General features: G+C 68.7%; 18 protein-coding genes. 8 read left to right on the top strand and 10 right to left on the bottom strand.

What is annotated here, in order from left to right:
• The first annotated feature begins 50 nt into the window (after positions 1–50).
• Positions 51–1,376 (top strand): nicotinate phosphoribosyltransferase, encoded by a 1,326-nt coding sequence (locus ACFCYE_RS13400; protein WP_376179455.1) that lies wholly within the window; start codon positions 51–53, stop codon positions 1,374–1,376.
• On the opposite strand, the gene ACFCYE_RS13395 is transcribed toward ACFCYE_RS13400, so the two are convergent.
• The 3 genes from ACFCYE_RS13395 to ACFCYE_RS13385 are packed head-to-tail and all read right to left on the bottom strand — an operon-like array spanning position 1,373 to position 4,870.
• Positions 1,373–1,639: a DUF3039 domain-containing protein gene (locus ACFCYE_RS13395; protein WP_376179453.1), complete on the bottom strand. Its 267-nt coding sequence runs from the start codon at positions 1,637–1,639 to the stop codon at positions 1,373–1,375. The genes ACFCYE_RS13400 and ACFCYE_RS13395 overlap by 4 nt on opposite strands.
• Before the next feature lie 40 nt (positions 1,640–1,679).
• Positions 1,680–3,245 carry a hypothetical protein gene (locus tag ACFCYE_RS13390; RefSeq protein WP_376179451.1) on the bottom strand — a complete coding sequence of 522 codons (1,566 nt, stop codon included), beginning with the start codon at positions 3,243–3,245 and terminating at the stop codon, positions 1,680–1,682.
• Positions 3,221–4,870: an ATP-binding cassette domain-containing protein gene (locus tag ACFCYE_RS13385; RefSeq protein WP_376179449.1), complete on the bottom strand. Its 1,650-nt coding sequence runs from the start codon at positions 4,868–4,870 to the stop codon at positions 3,221–3,223. Before ACFCYE_RS13385 ends, ACFCYE_RS13390 begins: the two co-directional genes overlap by 25 nt.
• Positions 4,871–5,101: 231 nt before the next feature.
• On the opposite strand from ACFCYE_RS13385, the gene ACFCYE_RS13380 reads away from it, so the two are divergent.
• The 3 genes from ACFCYE_RS13380 to ACFCYE_RS13370 all read left to right on the top strand — a co-directional run bounded on the left by ACFCYE_RS13380 (position 5,102) and on the right by ACFCYE_RS13370 (position 7,239).
• The gene (locus tag ACFCYE_RS13380; protein WP_376179447.1) at positions 5,102–5,794 is read left to right on the top strand and encodes an NTP transferase domain-containing protein; all 693 of its coding nucleotides are present in this window, start codon (positions 5,102–5,104) and stop codon (positions 5,792–5,794) included.
• Between the two features lie 85 nt (positions 5,795–5,879).
• On the top strand, positions 5,880–6,827 hold the full coding sequence (locus ACFCYE_RS13375; protein ID WP_376179445.1) for a hypothetical protein: 948 nt from the start codon (positions 5,880–5,882) through the stop codon (positions 6,825–6,827).
• A 106-nt stretch (positions 6,828–6,933) separates the two neighbouring features.
• Positions 6,934–7,239 carry a hypothetical protein gene (locus ACFCYE_RS13370; RefSeq protein WP_376179443.1) on the top strand — a complete coding sequence of 102 codons (306 nt, stop codon included), beginning with the start codon at positions 6,934–6,936 and terminating at the stop codon, positions 7,237–7,239.
• 4 nt (positions 7,240–7,243) lie between these two features.
• Here ACFCYE_RS13370 and ACFCYE_RS13365 read toward each other — a convergent pair whose 3' ends face one another.
• Positions 7,244–7,477: a helix-turn-helix domain-containing protein gene (locus tag ACFCYE_RS13365; protein WP_376179584.1), complete on the bottom strand. Its 234-nt coding sequence runs from the start codon at positions 7,475–7,477 to the stop codon at positions 7,244–7,246.
• 206 nt (positions 7,478–7,683) lie between these two features.
• On the opposite strand from ACFCYE_RS13365, the gene ACFCYE_RS13360 reads away from it, so the two are divergent.
• Both ACFCYE_RS13360 and ACFCYE_RS13355 read left to right on the top strand, forming a co-directional pair.
• The gene (locus tag ACFCYE_RS13360; protein ID WP_376179582.1) at positions 7,684–9,282 is read left to right on the top strand and encodes an acyl-CoA carboxylase subunit beta; all 1,599 of its coding nucleotides are present in this window, start codon (positions 7,684–7,686) and stop codon (positions 9,280–9,282) included.
• Positions 9,279–9,497, top strand: a complete 219-nt coding sequence (locus tag ACFCYE_RS13355) for an acyl-CoA carboxylase subunit epsilon (protein WP_376179441.1) — start codon at positions 9,279–9,281, stop codon at positions 9,495–9,497. Before ACFCYE_RS13360 ends, ACFCYE_RS13355 begins: the two co-directional genes overlap by 4 nt.
• A 64-nt stretch (positions 9,498–9,561) precedes the next feature.
• On the opposite strand, the gene ACFCYE_RS13350 is transcribed toward ACFCYE_RS13355, so the two are convergent.
• From ACFCYE_RS13350 to ACFCYE_RS13325, 6 genes are all read right to left on the bottom strand, one after another.
• On the bottom strand, positions 9,562–12,588 hold the full coding sequence (locus ACFCYE_RS13350; RefSeq protein WP_376179439.1) for an alpha-mannosidase: 3,027 nt from the start codon (positions 12,586–12,588) through the stop codon (positions 9,562–9,564).
• A gap of 91 nt (positions 12,589–12,679) precedes the next feature.
• Positions 12,680–13,924: an ROK family protein gene (locus ACFCYE_RS13345; protein WP_376179437.1), complete on the bottom strand. Its 1,245-nt coding sequence runs from the start codon at positions 13,922–13,924 to the stop codon at positions 12,680–12,682.
• A gap of 289 nt (positions 13,925–14,213) precedes the next feature.
• Entirely contained in the window at positions 14,214–15,233 is a 1,020-nt protein-coding gene (locus ACFCYE_RS13340; RefSeq protein ID WP_376179435.1) for a hypothetical protein, read from the bottom strand.
• The gene (locus ACFCYE_RS13335; RefSeq protein ID WP_376179433.1) at positions 15,230–16,465 is read right to left on the bottom strand and encodes an ATP-binding protein; all 1,236 of its coding nucleotides are present in this window, start codon (positions 16,463–16,465) and stop codon (positions 15,230–15,232) included. The genes ACFCYE_RS13340 and ACFCYE_RS13335 overlap by 4 nt, the downstream gene beginning before the upstream one ends.
• Positions 16,455–17,117 (bottom strand): response regulator, encoded by a 663-nt coding sequence (locus ACFCYE_RS13330; RefSeq protein WP_376179431.1) that lies wholly within the window; start codon positions 17,115–17,117, stop codon positions 16,455–16,457. The genes ACFCYE_RS13335 and ACFCYE_RS13330 overlap by 11 nt, the downstream gene beginning before the upstream one ends.
• A gap of 43 nt (positions 17,118–17,160) precedes the next feature.
• Positions 17,161–18,441, bottom strand: a complete 1,281-nt coding sequence (locus ACFCYE_RS13325) for a class I SAM-dependent RNA methyltransferase (RefSeq protein WP_376179429.1) — start codon at positions 18,439–18,441, stop codon at positions 17,161–17,163.
• 37 nt (positions 18,442–18,478) lie between these two features.
• Here ACFCYE_RS13325 and ACFCYE_RS13320 point away from each other — a divergent pair, with 37 nt between their 5' ends.
• Positions 18,479–19,135 (top strand): Maf family protein, encoded by a 657-nt coding sequence (locus ACFCYE_RS13320; protein ID WP_376179427.1) that lies wholly within the window; start codon positions 18,479–18,481, stop codon positions 19,133–19,135.
• A gap of 92 nt (positions 19,136–19,227) precedes the next feature.
• Positions 19,228–20,991, top strand: coding sequence for an acetyl/propionyl/methylcrotonyl-CoA carboxylase subunit alpha (locus ACFCYE_RS13315; protein WP_376179425.1), 1,764 nt, complete (start codon positions 19,228–19,230; stop codon positions 20,989–20,991).
• Positions 20,992–21,003 lie beyond the last annotated feature (12 nt).

Below are 21,003 nucleotides of genomic sequence, written 5' to 3'. Positions count from 1 at the left end.
GCCTACCTCGGACGAGCTCGGCACCCGCCCGCGCTCACTAAGCTGAGCGCATGACCTCGTCGACGGCGCTTCTGACCGACCGCTACGAACTCACCATGCTCGGCGCCGCACTTCGCGACGGCACGGCTTCGCGCCCGTGCGTCTTCGAGCTCTTCTCGCGTCGACTCTCCGGAGGACGGCGCTTCGGCGTCGTGGCCGGCACGGGTCGACTGCTGTCGCTGCTGCGCGACTTCCGCTTCGGCGAGGACGAGCTGCGGTTCCTGCGCGACGAGCAGGTGGTGGATGCCGAGTCGCTGACGTATCTCGAGAATTACCGCTTCACCGGCTCGATCAGCGGCTACCGCGAGGGCGAGCTGTACTTCCCCGGATCCCCGATTCTGACGGTGGAGGGGAGCTTCGCCGACGCCGTCGTGCTCGAGACGCTCGCGCTGAGCGTGCTGAACCACGACTCGGCGGTGGCGACCGCCGCGTCGCGCATGAGCATCGCCGCCGGCGATCGTCCGCTGGCCGAGATGGGCTCGCGCCGCGCCGCGGAGCATTCAGCCGTTGCCGCAGCTCGCGCCGCGTACATCGCCGGATTCCGGTCGACGAGCAATCTCGAAGCCGGTCGGCGGTGGGGTATTCCGACCATGGGCACGGCGGCGCACTCCTGGACGCTGCTGCACGAGACGGAGGAGGACGCCTTCCGCGCGCAGATCTCCAGCCTCGGCAGGGATACGACCCTGCTCGTGGACACCTACGACATCCGTACCGGCGTCGACACGGCGATCCGAGTCGCCGGCACCGGCCTCGGCGGGGTGCGGATCGACTCGGGCGACCTGCCGATCGTCGCAGCAGAGGTCCGCGCCCAGCTGGACGGCCTCGGGGCCACCGGCACGCGCATCACCGTGACCAGCGACCTGGACGAGTACGCGATCGCCTCGCTCGCAGCATCCCCCGTCGATGCCTATGGCGTCGGGACGTCGGTCGTCACCGGCTCGGGCCATCCGACGGCGAGCATGGTCTACAAGCTCGTCGCACGACAGGATGCCTCGGGTGCCTGGATCGGTGTCGCGAAAGCATCCGCCGACAAGGCATCCCAGGGCGGCCGCAAGGCGGCTTTCCGCACGCTCACCGACGGCGTGGCCACCGCTGAGACGGTCGTGGTCTCGGACGGCTTCGAGGAGCTGGACACTCCGTCCGAACACCCCGATTCCCGAGCGCTTCAGGTCCAGTTCGTCGCCAACGGCGACATCGACGACGCGTTCGAAGGGGTCGAGGGGACGACCTCAGCCCGTGCGCATCATCTGCGCGTACGCGAGGAGCTGCCTGTCCAGGCACTGGCGCTCAGCAAGTCGGATCCCGCGATCCCGACGGTGCTCGTCGACGCGGTCTAGCCGACCATCGACTCGTAGATCTCCTTGCAGGTGGGGCAGACGGGGAACTTCTCCGGGTCTCGACCCGGCGTCCACTTCTTCCCGCACAACGCGCGCACCGGCTTGCCGGTGATCGCGGACTCGAGGATCTTGTCCTTCTTCACGTAGTGGCTGAAGCGCTCGTGGTCGCCCGGCTCGATCGACTCCTGGTTGAGGAGCTCTTCGAGTTCGCGATCAAGCGTTGCCACGCCGCCCTGATCGGGGCTGTCCAACGGAGTACTCATGCGCTGATTCTAGTCGGGAGGGGACGTCCGCGGGTCGCGATCATGCCGTCTCGACGAACTCCATGAGCCGTTCACCGCTGTGCTCGAAGATTCGTCCACCGATCGCCGTACCGAGCAGCAGGACCCCGATCCCGGTGCCGAGGCCCACCCAGAATGCGGTCCACAGGTGGTCGCCGCCCTCGAGAACCGCGAGGGCGAACAGCCAGATCGTGGGGACCGCGACGGCGATCGCGCCGACGAAGACCCCGGCCTGACCGAACGCTCCGCGAGACGCCGCACGCTGCGGTTGCTGGAACGGGCTGTCCCCCGGCCGAGAGACGGCGTACGGTGCGATCACGGACACGATGCTGGAGAACCCGAGACCTGCGAAGAACAGGCACACGGCGAGACCGCTGAGCGGCAGCAGCAACCGCCAGTCGCCGGTCAGCGCCAGCGTGACGGGGACCGCGATCGCCAGCGCGGGCACGGCGACGAGGAACACGGGGATGATGCGCCCGAAACGATCCGGCAGGCCGCGCACACCGCTGGCGACATGCACCCAGAAGGCGGTCGAGTCGTAGGCGATGTCGTTGTGCGGCAGCCACCCGAAGAACAGTGCCATCACCGGGACCGGGATGAGGACGGCCACCTCGAACGGCACGCCGGCCACGAGAAGCGGGAAGACGGTGAGCACTCCGGCGATCGGGACGACGACGATGTTCACGATGTAGCGCCGGTCACGCAGCCAGTACACAAGGCTGCGTGCCGCGATCGCACCGAACGCATTCGACGGCAGCAGACCGAACCAGCCGAGGCCGGTCCGCTCACGTGCGGTCGCCGGACGCTCGGTGGTCGTCAGCATGCGCCGCACCAGCCAGGCCCACGCGGCGATGATGCCGGCGAGAGTGGCGACGGCGACGAGGCCGCTGACCCAGGCACCGGCCTCATCGCCGGCCGCGAGCGCGAACAGAAGGCCGACGGGCGCGGCGACCGGGGTCGCGCCGACGATGGTCGTCGCGGCGGCGACCGCGGGCGGGACGCTGCCCTGCCATTCGAGCGAGGCGAGGAACACCGCGACAGGGAAGGCGACCACGACGATGGCGAGCGTGAAGAGCGCCGTCAGTTCGCGGGAACGCCGCTCCGGGAGCCAGATCGCGCTGATGGCCATGCCCACCCGGGCGGCGAGCACGAAGGTCAGCAGTCCGATGACTCCGGCGAGCACGGCGGCGTACACCGGCACCCCGAGGCGGATGCCGACGATCGTCACGCAGGTCGTGACGGCCAGGAGAGCGAGGCTGGGAACGCTGATGATCGAGGCGAGCGCGAGGATCCACGGCATCCGTCGCTCGTCGACGCCGAACACGGCGAAGCGGCGCGGGTCGAGCTGATCGACCGCGCCGGTCAACATGGGGCCGACGAGGAAGGCGAGGAAGACGGCGGCGCCGCCGAGCACGATCACGGTGCGCGCCACGGCTGTCGTCGCATCGGCGAGGCTGAGCACGGCGATGCAGACGATGACGGTGGCAGCGACGATGCCGAGCAGACCGACGATCGTGCGCGTGACATGGTTGCCGCGGAGCGCCCCGAACAGCAGGGCGATTCTCAGTCGGAGAACGTGTGCAACCACTCCAGCCCCTCCACCTCGCTGCTGGACCCGGCGAGCTCGACGAATCGCGACTCGAGGGTCTGGCCGGCGCGGACCTCGTCGACGGTCCCCTCGGCGAGGACCTCTCCGCCGACGATGATCGCGACGCGCGAGCAGACCCGCTCGACGAGATCCATGCCGTGGCTGGACAGCACCACCGTGCCGCCGTGCGACACGTAAGCCCGCAGAATGTCGAGGATGACACCCGACGAGACGGGATCGACGGATTCGAACGGCTCGTCGAGCACCAGCACGCGCGGCGAGTGGATCATGGCACCGGCGAGCATGATCTTCTTCGTCATGCCCGCTGAGTAATCGGAGACGACGCGGTTGAGCGCGCCGGTGAGATCGAACGCCCTGGCGAGGTCGGCGGACCGCTTCTCGATGACACGCGAGTCGAGTCCGCGCAGCAGGCCGTAGTAGTGGAGCAGCTGGCGTCCGGTGAGGCGATCGAAGGTCCGAAGTCGATCGGGCAGAACTCCCATGATGCGCTTCGCTACGAGCGGATCCGTCTTCTGATCGATGCCGGACACATGGACGGTGCCGCCATCGCCGCGCAGCAGACCTGTGATGATCGAGAGCGTGGTCGTCTTGCCGGCACCGTTGGGGCCGACGATGCCGTAGAACGATCCGGCCGGGACCGTCAAGTCGATGCCGTTGACGGCACGCTGATCGCCGAAGTCCTTGATGAGTCCTCGTACACGCAACGCATCGCCGGCGGACGATGCCTCGACATCGGCGAATGCGTCATCGACGGTCTCTGCCACCGGCGCCGATGCGGATGCATCTTCGCTCACTGACTCGTCAACCTCAGCGCCTTCTGCTGCTGGTTCGATCTCTTCACCGATCGCTGCCTCAGCCGGCTCGGCGACCGGCTCGACGATCGTCTCGGCAACGGGCTCGGTGAACTCCGCGGTCTCCTCGGTGACGTCGACGCGCTCGGACACGGGCGAATCCGCCTCTGCCGTGGGTTCTGACACAGACGGTGCCTCCGGTTCCGCAACGGTCTGAGCTGAGGTCTCCGCGACGGGCGCGCTGACAGTCGCCTGGTCGGCCGGCGCCTCGACGTCCGCAGGAGGCGCGACAGTCTCGACCGCTGTGGCGGCCGAGTGCGCGGCCACCGCGCGCCCGGCGGCGCTCCGCTGCTCACGCGGCTTCGGCATCCGCTTGGGCGCGGCCTTCTTGATCGGCTTCTGCGCCGACGAGGCGGAGTCGGCAGTCTGCTCGAGACCCGTTCCGTCTGCAGCATCCGACTCGACGGAATCCTTCGCGGCGGCTTCCTTCGCCGCGACCTTCGCAGCCGCAGCCTTCGCCGCCGCAGCTTTGGCTGCCGCCGTCTTCGCAGCCGTGTCGCGCGCCGCCGTGGTCCTCGCCGCAGCCTTGGTGGCGGTCGCCTTCGCAGCCGCGGACTTCGCCGCAGCCGCCTTGGCGACATCCGTCGCGGTCTTGGCGGACGCGGACTTCGCCGCCGCCGACTTCGCGGTCCTCGCCTTGACTGCAGCGGTCTTGGCCGCGGAATCCGGAGCGCTCGTGCGGGCCGGGCGCGCCTTCTCGGCCTGAGGGGTGGCAGTCGCCTCGTCCAGCTGGTCGTCGGGGGAAGGAGTCACTGTATTACGGTATCAACGGGGACCGACTTTGCCCGGTTCCAGCGCAACATTCCGCAGGATCCGTGAACGACCGTGCACAACCTGAGAGCTGGGTGTGCAGACGGTCACGAATTGGCAACGGCGTCCACCCGGACCAGGGGCTTTCCAGGTGCCATGGCTAGCATGAAGGCGGCACGAAGAGGTGTCTGGTCGGTGAACCGGCCGTGAACACAGATTCTTTTAGGAGCTTTCGTGACTCTTCAGACCGTTATCCTCGCAGCCGGCATGGGCTCGCGCCTCGGGCGTGCACTGCCCAAGCCCCTCACCGAGCTGAGCGACGGCCGCACGATCATGCAGCAGCAGCACGAGAACATTCGTGCCGCGTTCGGCAAGGACGCCCGCATCACCGCGGTCGTCGGCTACCGCGCTGAGACGATCATCGAGGCGTTCCCGCACGTCAACTACGTCCACAACGAGCGCTACGACGAGACCAACACGTCGAAGAGCCTGCTGCGCGCACTCGGTGCGACCGGCAAGGGCGGCGTGCTCTGGATGAACGGCGACGTCGTCTTCGACCCGATGATCCTCGGCCGCGCGCTCGAGTACATCGAGCGCGACCAGTCATTCGTCACCGTCAACACCTCGAAGGTGAGCGACGAGGAAGTGAAGTACACCGTCACCGCCGAGGGCTTCATCAAGGAGCTCTCGAAGACCGTCAAGGGCGGTCTGGGCGAGGCCGTCGGAATCAACTACATCTCCTCCGCGCACAAGAAGGCGTTCATGCGTCAGCTGCAGCGCGTCGAGGACCAGGACTACTTCGAACGCGGTCTCGAACTGGCGGTCGCCGAAGACGGCCTGCTGCTCGAGCCGATGGACGTCTCCGACCTGTACGCGGTCGAGGTCGATTTCGCCGAAGACCTCGAGCGCGCGAACCTCTACGTCTGACACCCCCGGGCACAGCCCGAAAGCCCGGCACCCTCAGGTGCCGGGCTTTCGGCTTTCTCGCGGCATCCATCCATAGGATCGGGGCATGGCCGACAAGGTGCACAAGATCCACTCCCTTCCGGAAGACGCCCCGTGGGACAAGGGCGTGCCACCGGTGGGTTCGACCGAACATCCCCTCACGATCCGTGGACTCGACAGAGTGCTCGCGATCCAGCGGCCGCTCGTGCTCGCGCACATCCGCAGCATCCGACTGCGCCACCCTGACGCGACGCCGGCCGAGATCGTGCGGATGCTGGAGCAGAGGTATCTCGCGGCGGTCACCGCCGGCGGTGCGACGGTCGGCGCGACTGCCGTGGTTCCCGGCATCGGCACGGGCGTGACCCTGGCGCTGTCCGGAGTCGAGACGCTCGGCTTCGTCGAGTCGACGACGCTGTTCGCCCAGTCCGTCGCCGAGGTGCACGGCATCCCGGTCGAGAATCCGGATCGGGCCCGGGCGCTGGTCATGACGCTGATGCTGGGCAAAGAAGGAGTCGATCTGCTGTCACAGCTCGCCGGGCAGGCAGCCGGACGTGGCGCTGCCCGGTCGGCCTACTGGGGCGAGGTCGTGACGAAGTCGCTCCCCCGTGCCGCAGTCGGACCGATCGTGGATCGGCTGAAGACGATGTTCCTGAAGCACTTCGCCGCGGCCGGCGGAGCATCTTTCCTCGGCAAGGCGTTGCCTTTCGGAATCGGTGCGGTGATCGGCGGGGCGGGCAACAACATCCTCGGGCGTCGCGTGCTGGTGACGTCACGGCGCGCGTTCGGACCGGCGCCCGCTGTCCTGCCACCGGAGCTGGAACCGGTCACGGGTGCCGAACGGATCGAGAGGCGGGTCGCGCGGGGTGCCCGGTACGCCGGATCCGCGATCGCGGCGGCCGCTGGTACGACGGCGCGCGGCGTAGGGTGGGCTGGTCGCCGGATGACCGAGATCGGACGCGCGCGGCACAAGTCGGATGCCGAGACGCCGGCGATCGAGGAGGATCCGGGGCGTTAGCTCCTGCCCTGCACAAGCGGGGCATTCCCCGGTGTTCTGCACGGCTCGGGGAATGATGTCGCGCCGCTCCGCTTCGGCGTCGGATGCCGTTCTTAGCGTCGTCAGCATGTTGCGACCGATCGAACCAGCCGAATTGCCGCCGCCCGTCGCCTATCGCGTGCCCTGGGGCATAGACAGGACGGATACCGCCCATCCAGGGGTGACGAACGAGGGTCGCGACCCAGCGGACTTCGTGCGGGTCTTCCACGCCGATGCCGATGGCGAGGAGCGCACGCAGCTGTGGGGTCAGGTACTGCCAGGCGAGCAGATCGAACTGTGCCTGTGCACCGCGGACCTCGATGAGGTCGTGGTGACAGTGGCGTGGTTCCGACAGCAGGACGGGCTCGAATACGTGTGGCGGTTCGTCGTGTGAGCGCTCAGGCGCCGCCGCGGCGGCGCAGCTCGCGGCGGAAGTCCGCCTCGGAGTACGGCGTGAGATTCTCCGGCAGATCGGCCGACGTGAGCCCCTTCACGAACGTCTCGGTCTTGACATCGAGCGCGGTGGTGAGCTGGATCAGCACGAACAGTGTGGGGTTGCCGTCTCCGGCCTCGATGCGTGCAAGGTGGCGGACGTCCATATCCGCTCGCTGCGCGAGCTTCGCGCGGCTGATGGACGACCTGTTTCCTCAAGCATCCAGGGCCACAACAAATCGATCAGCGTCATGCATGCCAGGGCTTCTATGTCGCGGTTTATATGCCATGAATGTCGAAGAGCGGTGCCATGGCTGCGCCCGATCCGACTGGAGTCATGATGACCAAAGGATCGGCCGACCCGTTGTGCGAGGCATCCAACGTCGCGCCGCCCGGCGCTACTAGGGTGGAATCCGTGACGGACACCCCTGACCTCTCCACGACCGCCGGCAAGATCGCCGACCTCCGAGCTCGATACACCGAAGCCGTGGTCGACGCCGAGACGAAGGCGAAGGAGAAGCAGCACGCCAAGGGCAAGATGACCGCCCGCGAGCGCATCGAGCTGCTGGTCGACCCCGGCAGCTTCGTCGAGTTCGACGAGTACGTCCGCCACCGCAGCACCGCGTTCGGCATGGACCGCAACCGCCCGTACGGCGACTCCGTCGTCACCGGCATCGGCACGATCCACGGCCGCACCGTCGCCGTGTACTCGCAGGACTTCACCACGTTCGGCGGCTCCCTCGGCGAGGTGTCCGGCGACAAGATCATCAAGATCATGGAGTTCGCTCTCGCCGGCGGCATGCCCATCATCGGCATCCTCGACTCCGGCGGCGCGCGCATCCAGGAAGGCGTGCTGGCTCTGAGCAAGTACGGCGAGATCTTCAAGATGAACACGCGCTCCTCCGGCGTCATCCCGCAGATCTCGATCATCATGGGCCCGGCTGCCGGCGGGGCCGTCTACGGCCCGGCCCTCACCGACTTCGTCATCATGGTCGACAAGACCAGCCAGATGTTCGTGACCGGCCCCGACGTGATCAAGACGGTCACCGGCGAGGACGTCGGTATGGAAGAGCTCGGCGGAGCCCTCACCCACAACACCCGCTCCGGTGTCGCGCACTACCTCGCCGAGGACGAGGACGACGCGATCGACTACGCGCGCACGCTGCTCGGCTTCCTCCCCGACAACAACATGGCGGAGATCCCCGGCTACGAGAGCGGCTTCGAGTGGGAGACCACAGATGCGGATCGCAGCCTGAACACGATCATCCCCGACTCCCCCAACCAGCCGTACGACATCCACACGGTGATCGAGCACATCGTGGATGCCGGAGACTTCATCGAGGTCCAGCCGCTGTTCGCCCCGAACATCGTCATCGGCTTCGGCCGAGTCGAGGGGCGCTCGGTCGGCATCATCGCCAACCAGCCCTCTCAGATGGCCGGAACCCTCAACATCGAGGCCGGCGAGAAGGCCAGCCGCTTCGTGCGCTTCTGCGATGCGTTCTCGATCCCGATCGTCACGCTCGTCGACGTGCCCGGCTATCTCCCCGGCACCGACCAGGAGTGGACCGGCGTGATCCGCCGCGGCGCCAAACTCATCTACGCCTACGCCGAAGCCACGGTTCCGCTCGTCACCGTCATCCTCCGCAAGGCCTACGGCGGCGCGTACATCGTGATGGGCTCCAAGCAGCTCGGCGCCGATGTGAACCTCGCATGGCCGACCGCCGAGATCGCCGTGATGGGCGGCCAGGGCGCCGTCAACATCCTCTACCGCGGCGAGATCAAGAAGGCCGAGGAGAACGGCGAAGACGTCGCCGCGGTCCGCACCCGGCTCGCCAACGAGTACACGTACAGCGTGACCAGCCCTTTCCTGGCCGCCGAGCGCGGCGAGATCGACGGGATCATCGAGCCGGCCAACACCCGCGTCTCGATCGCCAAGTCGCTGCGGGCACTCCGTGGCAAGCGCGCCGAGCTCCCGCCGAAGAAGCACGGGAACATCCCGCTGTGAGCGAGCCCGACCAGACCCCCGCGCTCGACATCGTCCGCGGCCATCCCACCGAAGAAGAGCTCGCAGCGCTCATCGCGGTCATCAGCGACGCCTACATTCAGGAAGCCGCGGATGCCGTCGCCGAGGAGCCGCACGTGTCGGCGTGGCAGCGCACGCAGCGACCGCTGCGCAAGCCGTTGCGCCGCGACATCCGGTGGGGGCGGTTCGCGGGCTGAGCGTCACGCCGGTCGAAGCACGATGGGCCGTGCCGAAACCGCTGCGCTTCGACTCGCCGGGTGTTCACCGCACGAGGTGCGGGGCGCGGAAGCGCAGCGTCACGAGCTGGAACGGCCGCAGTTCCACGTCGACGGCATCCGACATCGAGCCGCGCACGGCGGAGTTCGCCACCTCTCGTTCGAGCAGGTCGGTCTCGCTGACGGATGAGAACCCGAACGCGGTCGCCACCGTGGCGGCCGCACGCCCGCCGTGCGCCTCGTACAACCGCACCACGACGTCGCCGCTGCGATCCTCCGCGAGCTTGACAGCCTCGACCACGACGGCGTCCGACGACACGGTCACGAGCGGATCGACCGGCCCTGCACCTGTCAGTTCCCGCAACGGCAGGTTGAGTCGATACCCCTCCCGCACCGCATCCGCGATGTCGGCACCAGGGCGGATGCTGACGCGGAATGCGTGCTCGCCCTGATCCGCCTCCGGATCAGGGAACAGCGGTGCGCGCAGCAATGACAGCCCCACCGTGGTCGTCACGCCACCACCCTCACGAGGCGCCCGGGAGATGTCATGCCCGTACGTCGCATCGTTCGCGATCGCGACGCCGAACCCGGCCTCACCGATATGCACCCAGCGGTGCGCCACCGTCTCGAACCGCGCGGCATCCCACGACGTGTTCACGTGCGTCGGACGATGCACGTGACCGAACTGGATCTCGCTCGTCGCGCGATCGGCATGCACATCCAGAGGGAACGACAGCTTGAGCAGCTTCTGCCGCTCGTGCCAGTCCACCACCGTCTCGATATCGAGCGCCTGTGCGCCCGCGCCGAGCGTGAGTGTCTGCGTGATCCGCGATGCCCCCCATTCGCGGACCACGCAGACGATCGCGGCAGTGGGATGTGCGACGACCTCAACGGACACCGCCGCCGTCACCTCGGCGCCGTGACGCCGATAGTGCTCGTCGATGTCCCACGCATCCCACTGGGTGGGCGTGTCGCGATGCACCCGGAGGAGGTTCCCCCGCTCCCCCGGTGCGATCGCTTCCCGACCGGTCGCGCGCACGACGAGCGACGTCAACAGACCCGCGTCGTCGACGAACACCCGCAGGTGCTCGTTCGACAACGCGAATCCACCCGTCGCACGCGCGATCGAGGCGGGTGCCGAATCTGCCTCCACAGCGACGGCGACCCCCGACGCCGCCGCTCCCTCTCGCACATACGGCCCCGCGTTCGCGACAAGCGCGGTCGCCCCCTCTCCGACGACCACCCCCAGTGCCTGCGCGATGATGCGCTCCGTCGAGGCGAGCACCTCGGCGTAGCGACGTTCTGCCTCCCGATGCACCCAGCCGATCGAGCTGCCGGGAAGGATGTCGTGGAACTGCTGCAGCAGCACGGTCTCCCATGCCGCCCCCAGTTCGTCATACGGATAGTCGGCGCCGCGCAGCGCGGCCGCGGTCGCCCACAGTTCGGCCTCGCGCAGAGCATGTTCGCTGCGACGATTCCCCCGCTTCGTCCGCGCCTGAGACGTGTACGTTCCGCGGTGGAATTCGAGGTACATCTCCCCCGTCCACACCGGCGGATTCTCGTACTCGGCCTCAGCCGCCTCGAAGAACCGCGCCGGACTCGACAGCGTCACGGCCGGTGAACCCTCCAGCGAACGCAGCCGTTCCGCAGCGGCGAGCATCTCCCTGTTCGGACCGCCGCCGCCGTCGCCGTAGCCGAACGGCACCAGCGACGTGTTCGCCACTCCCTTGTCGGCGAACTGCCTCTCCGCGCGGGCCAGCTCCGCACCGGAGAGCACCGAATTGTAGGTGTCGACGGGCGGGAAGTGCGTGAAGATGCGAGTGCCGTCCAACCCCTCCCACCAGAAGGTGTGGTGCGGCATCGTGTTCGTCTCGTTCCAGGACAGCTTCTGCGTGAGCATCCAGCGCGAACCGGCAGCCTTCGCGATCTGCGGCAGCGCCGCCGAATAGCCGAAGGAGTCCGGCAGCCAGACATCCAGCGGCTCGACGCCGAACTCCTCCAGGAAGAACCGCTTGCCCCTGACGAACTGTCGCGCCAAAGCCTCGCCACCGGGCAGATTCGTGTCCGACTCCACCCACATCCCTCCGGCCGGAACGAACCGCCCCTCGGCGATCGCCAGACGCATCCGCTCGTACAGCTCCGGTTGGAACTGCTTCATCCAGGCGTACTGCTGCGCCGAGGATGCCGTGAAGACGAACCCGTCGTGGTGCTCCTGCAGGGACAGCACGTTCGAGAACGTGCGCGCCACCTTGCGCTGCGTCTCCCGCACCGGCCAGAGCCAGGCCGAGTCGATGTGCGCGTGCCCCACCGCGTGCACCCGATGCGCGGATGCGGATGCCGGCAGCCGCAGCGCTTCTGCGAGCAGGCTTCTCCCGTCGGAAGCCGTGCCGGCGACGTCCTCCGGATCGACGGCATCCACCATCCGCTCGAGAGCGCGCAGCACCCCAGCGCGCCGCGACGAATCGGGGAGCTGCTCCCACAGCGACAGCAGGACCTCGGCATCCTGCAGCAGCTCCCAGACGGTCTCATCCAGCAACGCCACGTCGGCCTGGCGCATCACGTAGTGCGGCTGGTCGCCCGCGGTCTCCCACTCACCGAGCGGAGTCGGCCGGAAGTGCACGAAACCGCCCCCGACATCGGGGTTCGCCGCGGCTTCGAGGAACAGCTCGATCGATTCGCCCGGCGCGGCATCGACCGGGACGTGCGCGTTGCGCGGCTCGACGGCCTTGATGATCGAACCATCCGTCCGATACACCGTGCCTTCGGCCTGAAAACCGGGTTGTGCCGTGTCGAAGCCCAGATCGAACACGAGCTCGGCGCGCTCGCCCTCCTTCACCTCTGGAACCACGCCCGTCACGTGCAGCCACATCGTGCCCCACGGGCGCCCCCAAGCAGTACCGACCCCGAACGGACGGTACGACTGCTCGACGGCCTCGGCGAACGTCACCGGCTCACCAGGAGCATCCCAGCTCTCCAGCGTCAGCGGCACCAGACGACGGTAGACGGCCGGACGAAGGCGCTCGTGAAGGAAGCGGCGAATGCGAGCTTCGACGAGGGCGGCGGTGTCGTGCATGAAGGGCATACTCCGATGGAGAGCGGATCGGGGATGCGCCAAATATTAAATCGACTGGAATAACTGTGTCAAGAGTCCTCGGGGCATCGAGTCAGGATCCCCCGCCCTCCAGCAGCAGCGAGGAGGCGCGGGGCGACAGCACGTCCGCGAGGATCACGCAGGCCGCCCCGACCGCACCGACGTCATCCCCCACGACCGAGCCGGCGACGGGCAGGGTCCGCACCGCCCTGGTCGCGCTCTGCCGTTCGAGCATCTTCGGCAGCTCGCGCAGATAGACGCGCGACAGTCGAGCCCAGAACGGCCCACCCAGCACGACCCGATCCACATCGAGCATGTTCGTCAGCGTCGAGATCAGCACCGAGAGATGCTCGGCTGCTCGCACGAGGACAGCCAGCGCACCGGCGTCCCCCTGCTGGGCTCGCGTGCACAGCTGCGCCAACCGCTCGTCGACCGACTCGGCGTCGCTGCCGACGCGATCATCCGCGAGCACCCCTGCGCGCTCCGCCTGCTCCACGACCGCCTGCGGCGTGCAGACCACCTCGACGCAGCCGCGTTTGCCGCAGCCGCATTCGGGTCCGTCGGGGTCGACGATGATGTGCCCGACCTCGCCCACATTGCGAGAGCGCCCGCGGACGACATCGCCATCCAGCACCAGCGCGGCGCCGATGCCTGTGCCGAGATACACGAACAGCAGCGACGCGTCCGGCGGGTCCTCGCCGGTCCAGATCTCAGCGAACGCGGCCGCGGTGGTGTCCTTCTCGAGCGCCACCGGCAGCCCGACGGCGTCGGCGAGCGCACTGCGCAGCGGCACACGATGCCACTGATGCAGCTTCGGCGGATCGATCACCGTGCCGCGGTCGGCGTCCAGGGGCCCGGGAGCGGCGACGCCGACGCCGGCGATCGCGTCCCGATCGACTCCGGAGCGGGCGACGAGTTCCTCGATCGCCTCGGCCATCACGCGGATCACGTGCATCGGATCGTTCGCCGGCGTTCTTCGGACACCGCGGGCGATCACCGCCCCGCTGAGGTCCAGAAGCACGACAGTTGTCAGCGCCGGATCCAGATGCACGCCGAGCGACACCCGACTGCGCGGGACCAGCCGCAGGGTCGTTCGCGGCTTGCCGGGTCCGTTGATCGTGCGCCCCGCCTCCTCGATGAGCCCTTCGCTCAGCAGCCGACGCGTGATGTTGGTGACGGTCTGCGCGGACAGGCCCGTCGCGTCGACGAGTTCGATCCGACTGAACCCGTCACCGGAGCGGCGGATCGCCTCGAGGATGACGGATTGATTGAAATCGCCCATTCTCGGCAGGTTCGTTCCTCGCCGCAGCACGCTCATCGCTCCATCATCACGCATCCGGCATCGAATCCGAACGGGACATCGCCGGAAATCTTGTCCCCCAAACGACCTACAGACAGATGCGGATCGACGCGCCAGACTGTTACTCGACGCTACGCGTTCGGTTGGTCTCTCTGCCCCAGGGTAGGCAGACGCGGACCGGCCTACCGCGGACAGTTTTCGGGTAACTGTGCCGCAACTGGCGAGGGGCGGGCGTATTCGCCGCCCCTCGCCCTTCTCTCACCCAGGCCCCTCACCCCCGGCTCCTCCTCCCCCGGCCGGGGATGAGTCATCTGCGCCCAGACGCGACGGCGACGCGCGGTATCTCATGCCAGAGCGACACCGAGTCCTCGTCCGCGGAGCTCCCGCCGGCCGCGCGGCCGACGACGGTGACGGCCACGCTCGGATCGTGCGCCGATCGGATGATCACCCGGCCGTCGTCGACCCCGGTCAGCACCTCGGCGAGCTCGTCGCGGATCTCGCCACGACGCTGCTCGTCGATGCCGTCCAGGCCGCCCTCATCGAACACGGTGACCGCGACGCCGCGCCTGCGCGCTTCTTCGATCGCCGCACGGACGGCGTCGTTGAGCAGACTCGCGCCCCGCAGCTCATCGCGCAGACGCCCTTCGGCCAGCCGCGCGCTCAGCCGCTCGTCATCGGTGAGCATGCCGTGGGCGGCGACTGTGCGCGACAGCACCGGACCGGCGACCGCGAGCGCGTACTTCGTCCTCAGCCGTCGTTCGCGCTGACGCACCTGCTGCGTCGCGTGCCAGGCCGACACGGCGCGCTGTATGCCCGCCAGTCGCTCGGTATCGGCGATCGCGCGATCCCAGAAGAGCACCAGCAGCTGGGCCACCACGACCCACATGATCGAACCGACCAGTCCGAGCTCGAGCGCGACCAGTACTCCGAGGAACGACGATGCAGCGATCGCGAGCTCGCCGAGCACGATCCAGCCGATCACGAAACGGCGTCGCACGATGCACACGACGGCGAGCAGACCGAGGGCACCGATGTACGTGGTCGCGAAGGGGGCGGCGCGATGCTGCTGGTCAAGAGCCAGGCTGACCATTCCCGGGATCGCGTACGCCGCGATCATCGCCAGGATGCCGGCCCACAGCGGCATCCTGACGCGGCGCGCTGCATCCGCCAGCACCGCGATCGCGACGATCGCGAGGTAGAGCGCGATGGCGACGAGCATGAGAATCGGTCGAGCGGGAGTCTCGATCCACCACAGCGCCCTGGCGACGAAATAGATGGCGAAGCCGAGAGCCAGGGCTGTTGCGACGGTGCGGACGGTCAGTCTCATTCGCGCTCCCATGCGAGCTCGACGACGGTGCCTGAACCGTCGGAATCGATCCGCGCCGTGCCGGCGACCGCTGCCATTCGCGCCATGATCGAAGCACGGATGCCCAGTCGGTCCTCATCGACGGCATCCAGATCGAAGCCCGGCCCCGTGTCGCTGATCGTGACCGTGATGCCTTCGTCGCCGTGCGCGAGCGCGACGATGTGCAGTCCGCGCCCCCTGGCGTGGACGACGGAGTTCCCGATCGCCTGACGGGCAGCGAGCACGAGCGCTCTCGCTGCTCTTCCAGGGATCAGCCCGACCCCGCCGCGCTCCTCCACGACCGCGTCCGCCCCGGCCTCCGACAGCGCACGGCGCAACTCCGCGACGATCTGCGCCGATCCGACCGGTTCGTCGCTGCCCTCCTCCAGCACGGCCGCCTCGGTGTTGGCCAGGCGTGTGAGCGCCTCTCTCGCCATCCCGACCGCGAGATCCCTGGCACGGGGACTCTCGGCGCGCTCAGCGGCGATCAGCGCTGCGAGCACGCTGTCGTGCATGAGAGCCGCCACAGCGACGCGCTCCTCTTCTGCCGCGGCAGCGGCAGCGGCGTGCGCATAGTCGGCGACCGCTCGCCCGCGCACGTCGTCGACGCCCGCGGCAACGGCGCGGAACATCCATCCCAGCGAGACGAGCACAAGACCGAGGATGACCGTGAACGACACATCGAACGCGGTCGTGATCCAGAAGTCCCGCTCGAACTCCCCCTGCATCAGACGCACCAGACCGTAGACGAGCGGGACCGCGATCGCCCACACGTACTGCATCCGCAACGCGAACGCGAGCATCGCGGCGACGACGCCGACATTGACGAGGAAGAAGATCCACGGCGGCTGGTGGGACGTGTCATCGGCATGGTCGACGACGAACGGCCAGGCGATGAGTGCTCCGACGTACAGGAACGCGAACGCGGCGGACGAGGTCCGCACGCCGCGGCCGAACACGCAGCACACGAGCATCGCAGTGAGCGGCGCGAACACCACCACGATCATCGCGATGTGCGCAGCGTCCACGGCATCCATCCCCGAGACGGCAGCCAGCAGGGCCTGCGCACCGGTCAGCACGCATCCGATCGCCACGACCGTCTGCAGGATCCGCTCCATGCGCTTGCCCGTGAAGCGCTCGAACTCGTTCTCCGCTGACCCGGGTGACGGGATCCGGGTCCACGCCTGGCGGATGCTCAGCGGGTCAGACGACACTCGCCGTTCCGTCCGCCGAGACGATGCCGTCCTCGATCGCGCGCCTCAGCAGATCGACCTTCGTCGGTGCCGGACGACCGACCTCGACGTACTTGACCCGGATGCGGGTGATGTTCTCCTTGGCGGTCGAGTACGCGACGCCGAGCCGCTCGGCGACGGCTCTCAGCGGCAGCCCCGTCGCGTACAGGCGCAGCACCTCGCGTTCGCGCCATGAGAGCTGAGCGTCGGCGAAATCACGATCGCCGTCGACGGCACTGGCCCACTCCACGTTGTTCAGCGCCTCTCCACGAGCGACCGTGCGGATCGCATCGAGCACATCGTCCAGCGCCGAGGACTTGCTGATGATCCCGGCCGCACCGGCGACGAGCGCCTCTCGCACCGCGACAGGTCGATCGGCGACGCTGTGGATGACGACGCTGGCGCCGTCGTCCACGAGAGCCGAGACGTTCTCGGTGACCGTCGTGCCGTCGCCGAGCGTCAGATCCAGCACGACGACATCGGCCGGAGGCGCGCCGGTAGCCCTGCGCCACTCCAGATAGGAGCCGACCGTGCTGCCGGAGAACACCACGGTCTGCGTTCCCTCGCGTCCGCATGCCGCCTCGATTCCGAGGCGAACGGACTCGTGGTCATCGATCAGGGCCACCGTGCTCATGCCGTCAGCCTAGCCACCGCACGCGACGCGGATGCGACGTGTGTCACCGGGTGAGCAGCGCCACGACTTCGAAATGATGCGTGTGCGGGAACAGATCGAGCGCTCGCAGGCCGGCGGGCTCCCACCCGTGGGCGCGGAACGTGCCGAGGTCCCGTGCGAGCGCCACGGGGTCGCAGGCCACGTAGACGATGGCCTCCGGCGACAACGCCGCCACGGCGTCGACGACGCCGCGCCCCGCGCCGGAACGCGGCGGATCGAGCACGACTGCGCCGATCGGCATCGCCGGATCCAGCACGGCCTGGGGCGCCGGACGGGGCGGACGTCGACGGCCGCGCACCGGTCGTGTCTCGCGGACAGGGGCTCCGAGGAAGCGATCGACCCGCGCCGTGACCGCGGTGACATCGAGCGGCGCGAGGTTGCGCGCTGCATGCTCCGTGGCGCGTCGGTCGGATTCCACCGTGATGATGTCGGTCGCGCCGAGCTCGGCCAGGCTCGCGGCGAAGAGGCCGACGCCGCCGTACAGGTCGAGGTGGGTCAGTTCGGGATCCACGCGCCCTGCCAGCAGATCGCGCACCGTCGAGTCGAGTGCCGCTGCCGCGCCGTGGTGCACCTGCCAGAATCCGGAGGCGTCGACCGTGAACGATCGATCGCCCACGCGCTCGACGACGGTGTCGGGTTCGGGGCGACGGCCCTTCTCAGGGAGCGGGAGCACTCGCACGTCGCCGTCCGCCGGTTCGACGAGCTCGATCCTGCCCGGACGTGCGACGCCGAGCCGAGCCGCGGCCTCGGCGACGGCCGGACACGCCAGCGGGTGCGAGGAGACCGGGATCACCCGGTGGCTGCGCGCCGCGAAGGGTCCCGCCACCCCGTCTGCGTCGACGTGCAGCGTCACGCGTGTGCGCCACCCCGTGCCGTCCGAGTCGTCCAGCGCCGAGATCTCCGGTGCATCCAGGCCGCCGCCGGCGAATCGGTCGAGCGCCTCGGACAGCACCTGCCGCTTGAGCGCGCGCTGATGGCCCAGTTCGATGTGCCCGAGATCCGCACCACCGGGGCGATCGGACGGGTCGCGCGCCACGTCGGCCTCCGGCCAGACGTGCGGGCGTCGATGGGGCGACGCCTCCAGCACTTCGACGGTCTCGGCACGCCAGAACCGCCGGGTGTCCGCGGCCGCATCCGAGGGCGCCTCGGTCAGCCTGGCACGCACCCGTTCGCCGGGTATCGCGTCCGCCACGAACACCACGCGACCTTCGTGGCGGGCGACGAACGTGCCGCCGTGGGCGATGCCCGTGATGTCGAGATCGAGCAGTTCGGCGGAAGACGTCATATCCCCAGGATCCCACGTCGCCCGCTAGCGTGAGTGCATGCGCGTCTGCCTCGCCTCCACTTCCCCCGCACGTCTCATGCTCCTGCGTCAGGTCGGGATCGAACCGCTCGCGATCGCGCCGCACGTGGACGAGGATGCCGTGGCCGCCGCCGCCGCGGAATCACGCGGCGGCGAGTTGCCGCCCGGCGAGCTCGTGCTGCTGCTCGCCCGCGCGAAGGCCGCCGACGTCGTGCGCCGCCTCGCGGACGATGAACCCGACTTCGACGGTCTCGTGATCGGCGGAGACTCGATGTTCGCGCTGAACGGCCGCGTGTACGGCAAGCCCTACACGCCGGGCGAGGCGACGCGTCGCTGGCAGGAGATGCGCGGTGAGACCGGCATCCTGTACTCCGGGCATTCGGTCCACCGCGTGACGCCTGGCGCTGACCCGCGCGAGGCCACAGCGGTCGCCGAAGCGTCCGTCACGTTCGCGGAGGACGTGTCGGATGCGGAGATCGACGCGTACGTCGCGTCCGGTGAGCCGTTGCACGTCGCCGGCGCGTTCACGGTCGACAGCCTCGGCGGCGCGTTCATCACGCGCGTCGACGGCGATCCGTCCACGGTCGTCGGAATGTCGCTGTCGACGCTGCGCCGACTGTCCGGCGACCTCGGAGTGACGTGGACCGACCTGTGGACGTCCGGTTCGGCATCCTGACTCGGCTCTCGTAGGCTCACCGACACGATCCGCGGGTTTTCTTGTGGAGGGTCGTCAAATCAGGGGCCTCTCTTCTCGCTAGGCTGGCAGTCATGCCCATCGAGAAGGTACTCATCGCCAACCGCGGAGAGATCGCTGTTCGCATCATCCGCGCCGCTCGCGATTCGGGGATCTTCTCCGTCGCCGTCTACGCCGACCAGGATCGCGAAGCTCTGCACACCAGACTCGCCGACGAGGCGTACGCCCTCAGCGGCGCGACGAGCGCCGAGACGTACCTGCAGATCGAGAAGATCCTTTCTGTCGCTCGACGCTCCGGCGCTGATGCCGTCCACCCCGGGTACGGCTTCCTCGCCGAGAACGCCGAGTTCGCCCGCGCCGTCATCGGCGCGGGCCTCACCTGGATCGGACCGTCGCCGGACGCGATCGAGGCTCTCGGTGACAAGGTGACGGCGCGTCACGTCGCCGAGAAGGTCGGAGCCCCGCTCGCCCCCGGGACCCCCGGGCCCGTGGCCGGTGCCGACGAGGTCATCGCCTTCGCGCAGGAGCACGGTCTGCCCATCGCGATCAAGGCGGCCTACGGGGGCGGCGGACGCGGCCTGAAGGTCGCCCGCGAGCTCGATGAGGTCGCCGAGCTGTTCGAGTCCGCGACGCGTGAGGCCGTGACCGCCTTCGGCCGCGGCGAGTGCTTCGTGGAGAAGTACCTCGACAAGCCGCGTCACGTCGAGACGCAGTGCCTGGCGGATGCCGAAGGCAACGTCGTCGTCATCTCGACCCGCGACTGTTCTCTGCAGCGCCGGCACCAGAAGCTCGTGGAGGAGGCGCCGGCGCCTTTCCTGACCGAGGAGCAGAACCGCCAGCTGTACGCCGCATCCAAGGCCATCCTCAAGGAGGTCGGCTACGTCGGAGCCGGCACCTGCGAGTTCCTCATCGGTGCGGACGGCACCGTCTCCTTCCTCGAGGTGAACACACGCCTGCAAGTCGAGCACCCGGTGTCCGAAGAGGTCACCGGCATCGACCTCGTGCGCGAGCAGTTCCGCATCGCTGCCGGCGGCACCATCGACTACGACGACCCGACGCCGCAGGGGCACTCGATCGAGTTCCGCATCAACGGCGAGGACCCGGGCCGCGGTTTCCTCCCCCAGCCGGGCCCCATCCATGTCTTCAAGACCTTCGGCGGCCCCGGCATCCGACTCGACTCGGGCGTGACAGCAGGCGATGCCGTGTCCGGCGCCTTCGACTCGCTGCTGGCCAAGATCATCGTCACCGGGAAGAACCGGGCCGAGGCGCTCGAGCGCGCACGCCGCGCGCTCGACGAGTTCGAGGTCGCCGGGCTCCCCACCGTCCTGCCGTTCCACCGCAAGGTCGTCCGCGATCCCGCCTTCACCGCGGAAGACGGCGAGTTCGGCGTCTACACGCGCTGGATCGAGACCGAGTTCGACAACGACATCCCCGCCTGGGACGGCGAGATGGAGGCTCCGGCCGCCGCCGCCGCGCGTCACACCGTGGTCGTCGAGGTCGCAGGCAAGCGTCTCGAAGTCAGTCTTCCCGACCGTGTCGCCGTGGCGGCAGGGGCGGCCGGCCGTCCGGCCGCCGTGCCGCCGTCCCGCCGCAGCCACGCGACGACCGTCTCGGCCGGTGCCTCCGGCGACGCCGTCAAGTCTCCGATGCAGGCCACGGTCGTCAAGATCGCCGTCGAGGACGGCCAGCAGGTCGTCAAGGGCGATCTGGTCGTCGTGCTCGAGGCCATGAAGATGGAGCAGCCGCTCCAGGCGCACAAGGACGGCGTCATCGGCAACATCAGCGCTGATGCCGGCGCGACGGTCTCGGCGGGCCACCAGCTGCTCACCATCAGCTGACGCACAGACGAA

This window comes from Microbacterium sp. NPDC056234, from assembly GCF_042267585.1.
In the GTDB taxonomy this organism is placed as follows: domain Bacteria; phylum Actinomycetota; class Actinomycetes; order Actinomycetales; family Microbacteriaceae; genus Microbacterium.
Note: the sequence above shows the minus strand (reverse complement) of the source record. Positions and strands in the feature narration are given on the sequence as shown.

Excerpts from the sequence above, each read along its gene's own strand:
- ACFCYE_RS13400 (WP_376179455.1), top strand. The coding sequence starts at position 51 with ATGACCTCGTCGACGGCGCTTCTGACCGACCGCTACGAACTCACCATG.
- ACFCYE_RS13395 (WP_376179453.1), bottom strand. The coding sequence starts at position 1,639 with ATGAGTACTCCGTTGGACAGCCCCGATCAGGGCGGCGTGGCAACGCTT.
- ACFCYE_RS13375 (WP_376179445.1), top strand. The coding sequence starts at position 5,880 with ATGGCCGACAAGGTGCACAAGATCCACTCCCTTCCGGAAGACGCCCCG.
- ACFCYE_RS13370 (WP_376179443.1), top strand. The coding sequence starts at position 6,934 with ATGTTGCGACCGATCGAACCAGCCGAATTGCCGCCGCCCGTCGCCTAT.
- ACFCYE_RS13350 (WP_376179439.1), bottom strand. The coding sequence starts at position 12,588 with ATGCACGACACCGCCGCCCTCGTCGAAGCTCGCATTCGCCGCTTCCTT.
- ACFCYE_RS13345 (WP_376179437.1), bottom strand. The coding sequence starts at position 13,924 with ATGAGCGTGCTGCGGCGAGGAACGAACCTGCCGAGAATGGGCGATTTC.
- ACFCYE_RS13340 (WP_376179435.1), bottom strand. The coding sequence starts at position 15,233 with ATGAGACTGACCGTCCGCACCGTCGCAACAGCCCTGGCTCTCGGCTTC.
- ACFCYE_RS13330 (WP_376179431.1), bottom strand. The coding sequence starts at position 17,117 with ATGAGCACGGTGGCCCTGATCGATGACCACGAGTCCGTTCGCCTCGGA.
- ACFCYE_RS13325 (WP_376179429.1), bottom strand. The coding sequence starts at position 18,441 with ATGACGTCTTCCGCCGAACTGCTCGATCTCGACATCACGGGCATCGCC.
- ACFCYE_RS13320 (WP_376179427.1), top strand. The coding sequence starts at position 18,479 with ATGCGCGTCTGCCTCGCCTCCACTTCCCCCGCACGTCTCATGCTCCTG.
- ACFCYE_RS13315 (WP_376179425.1), top strand. The coding sequence starts at position 19,228 with ATGCCCATCGAGAAGGTACTCATCGCCAACCGCGGAGAGATCGCTGTT.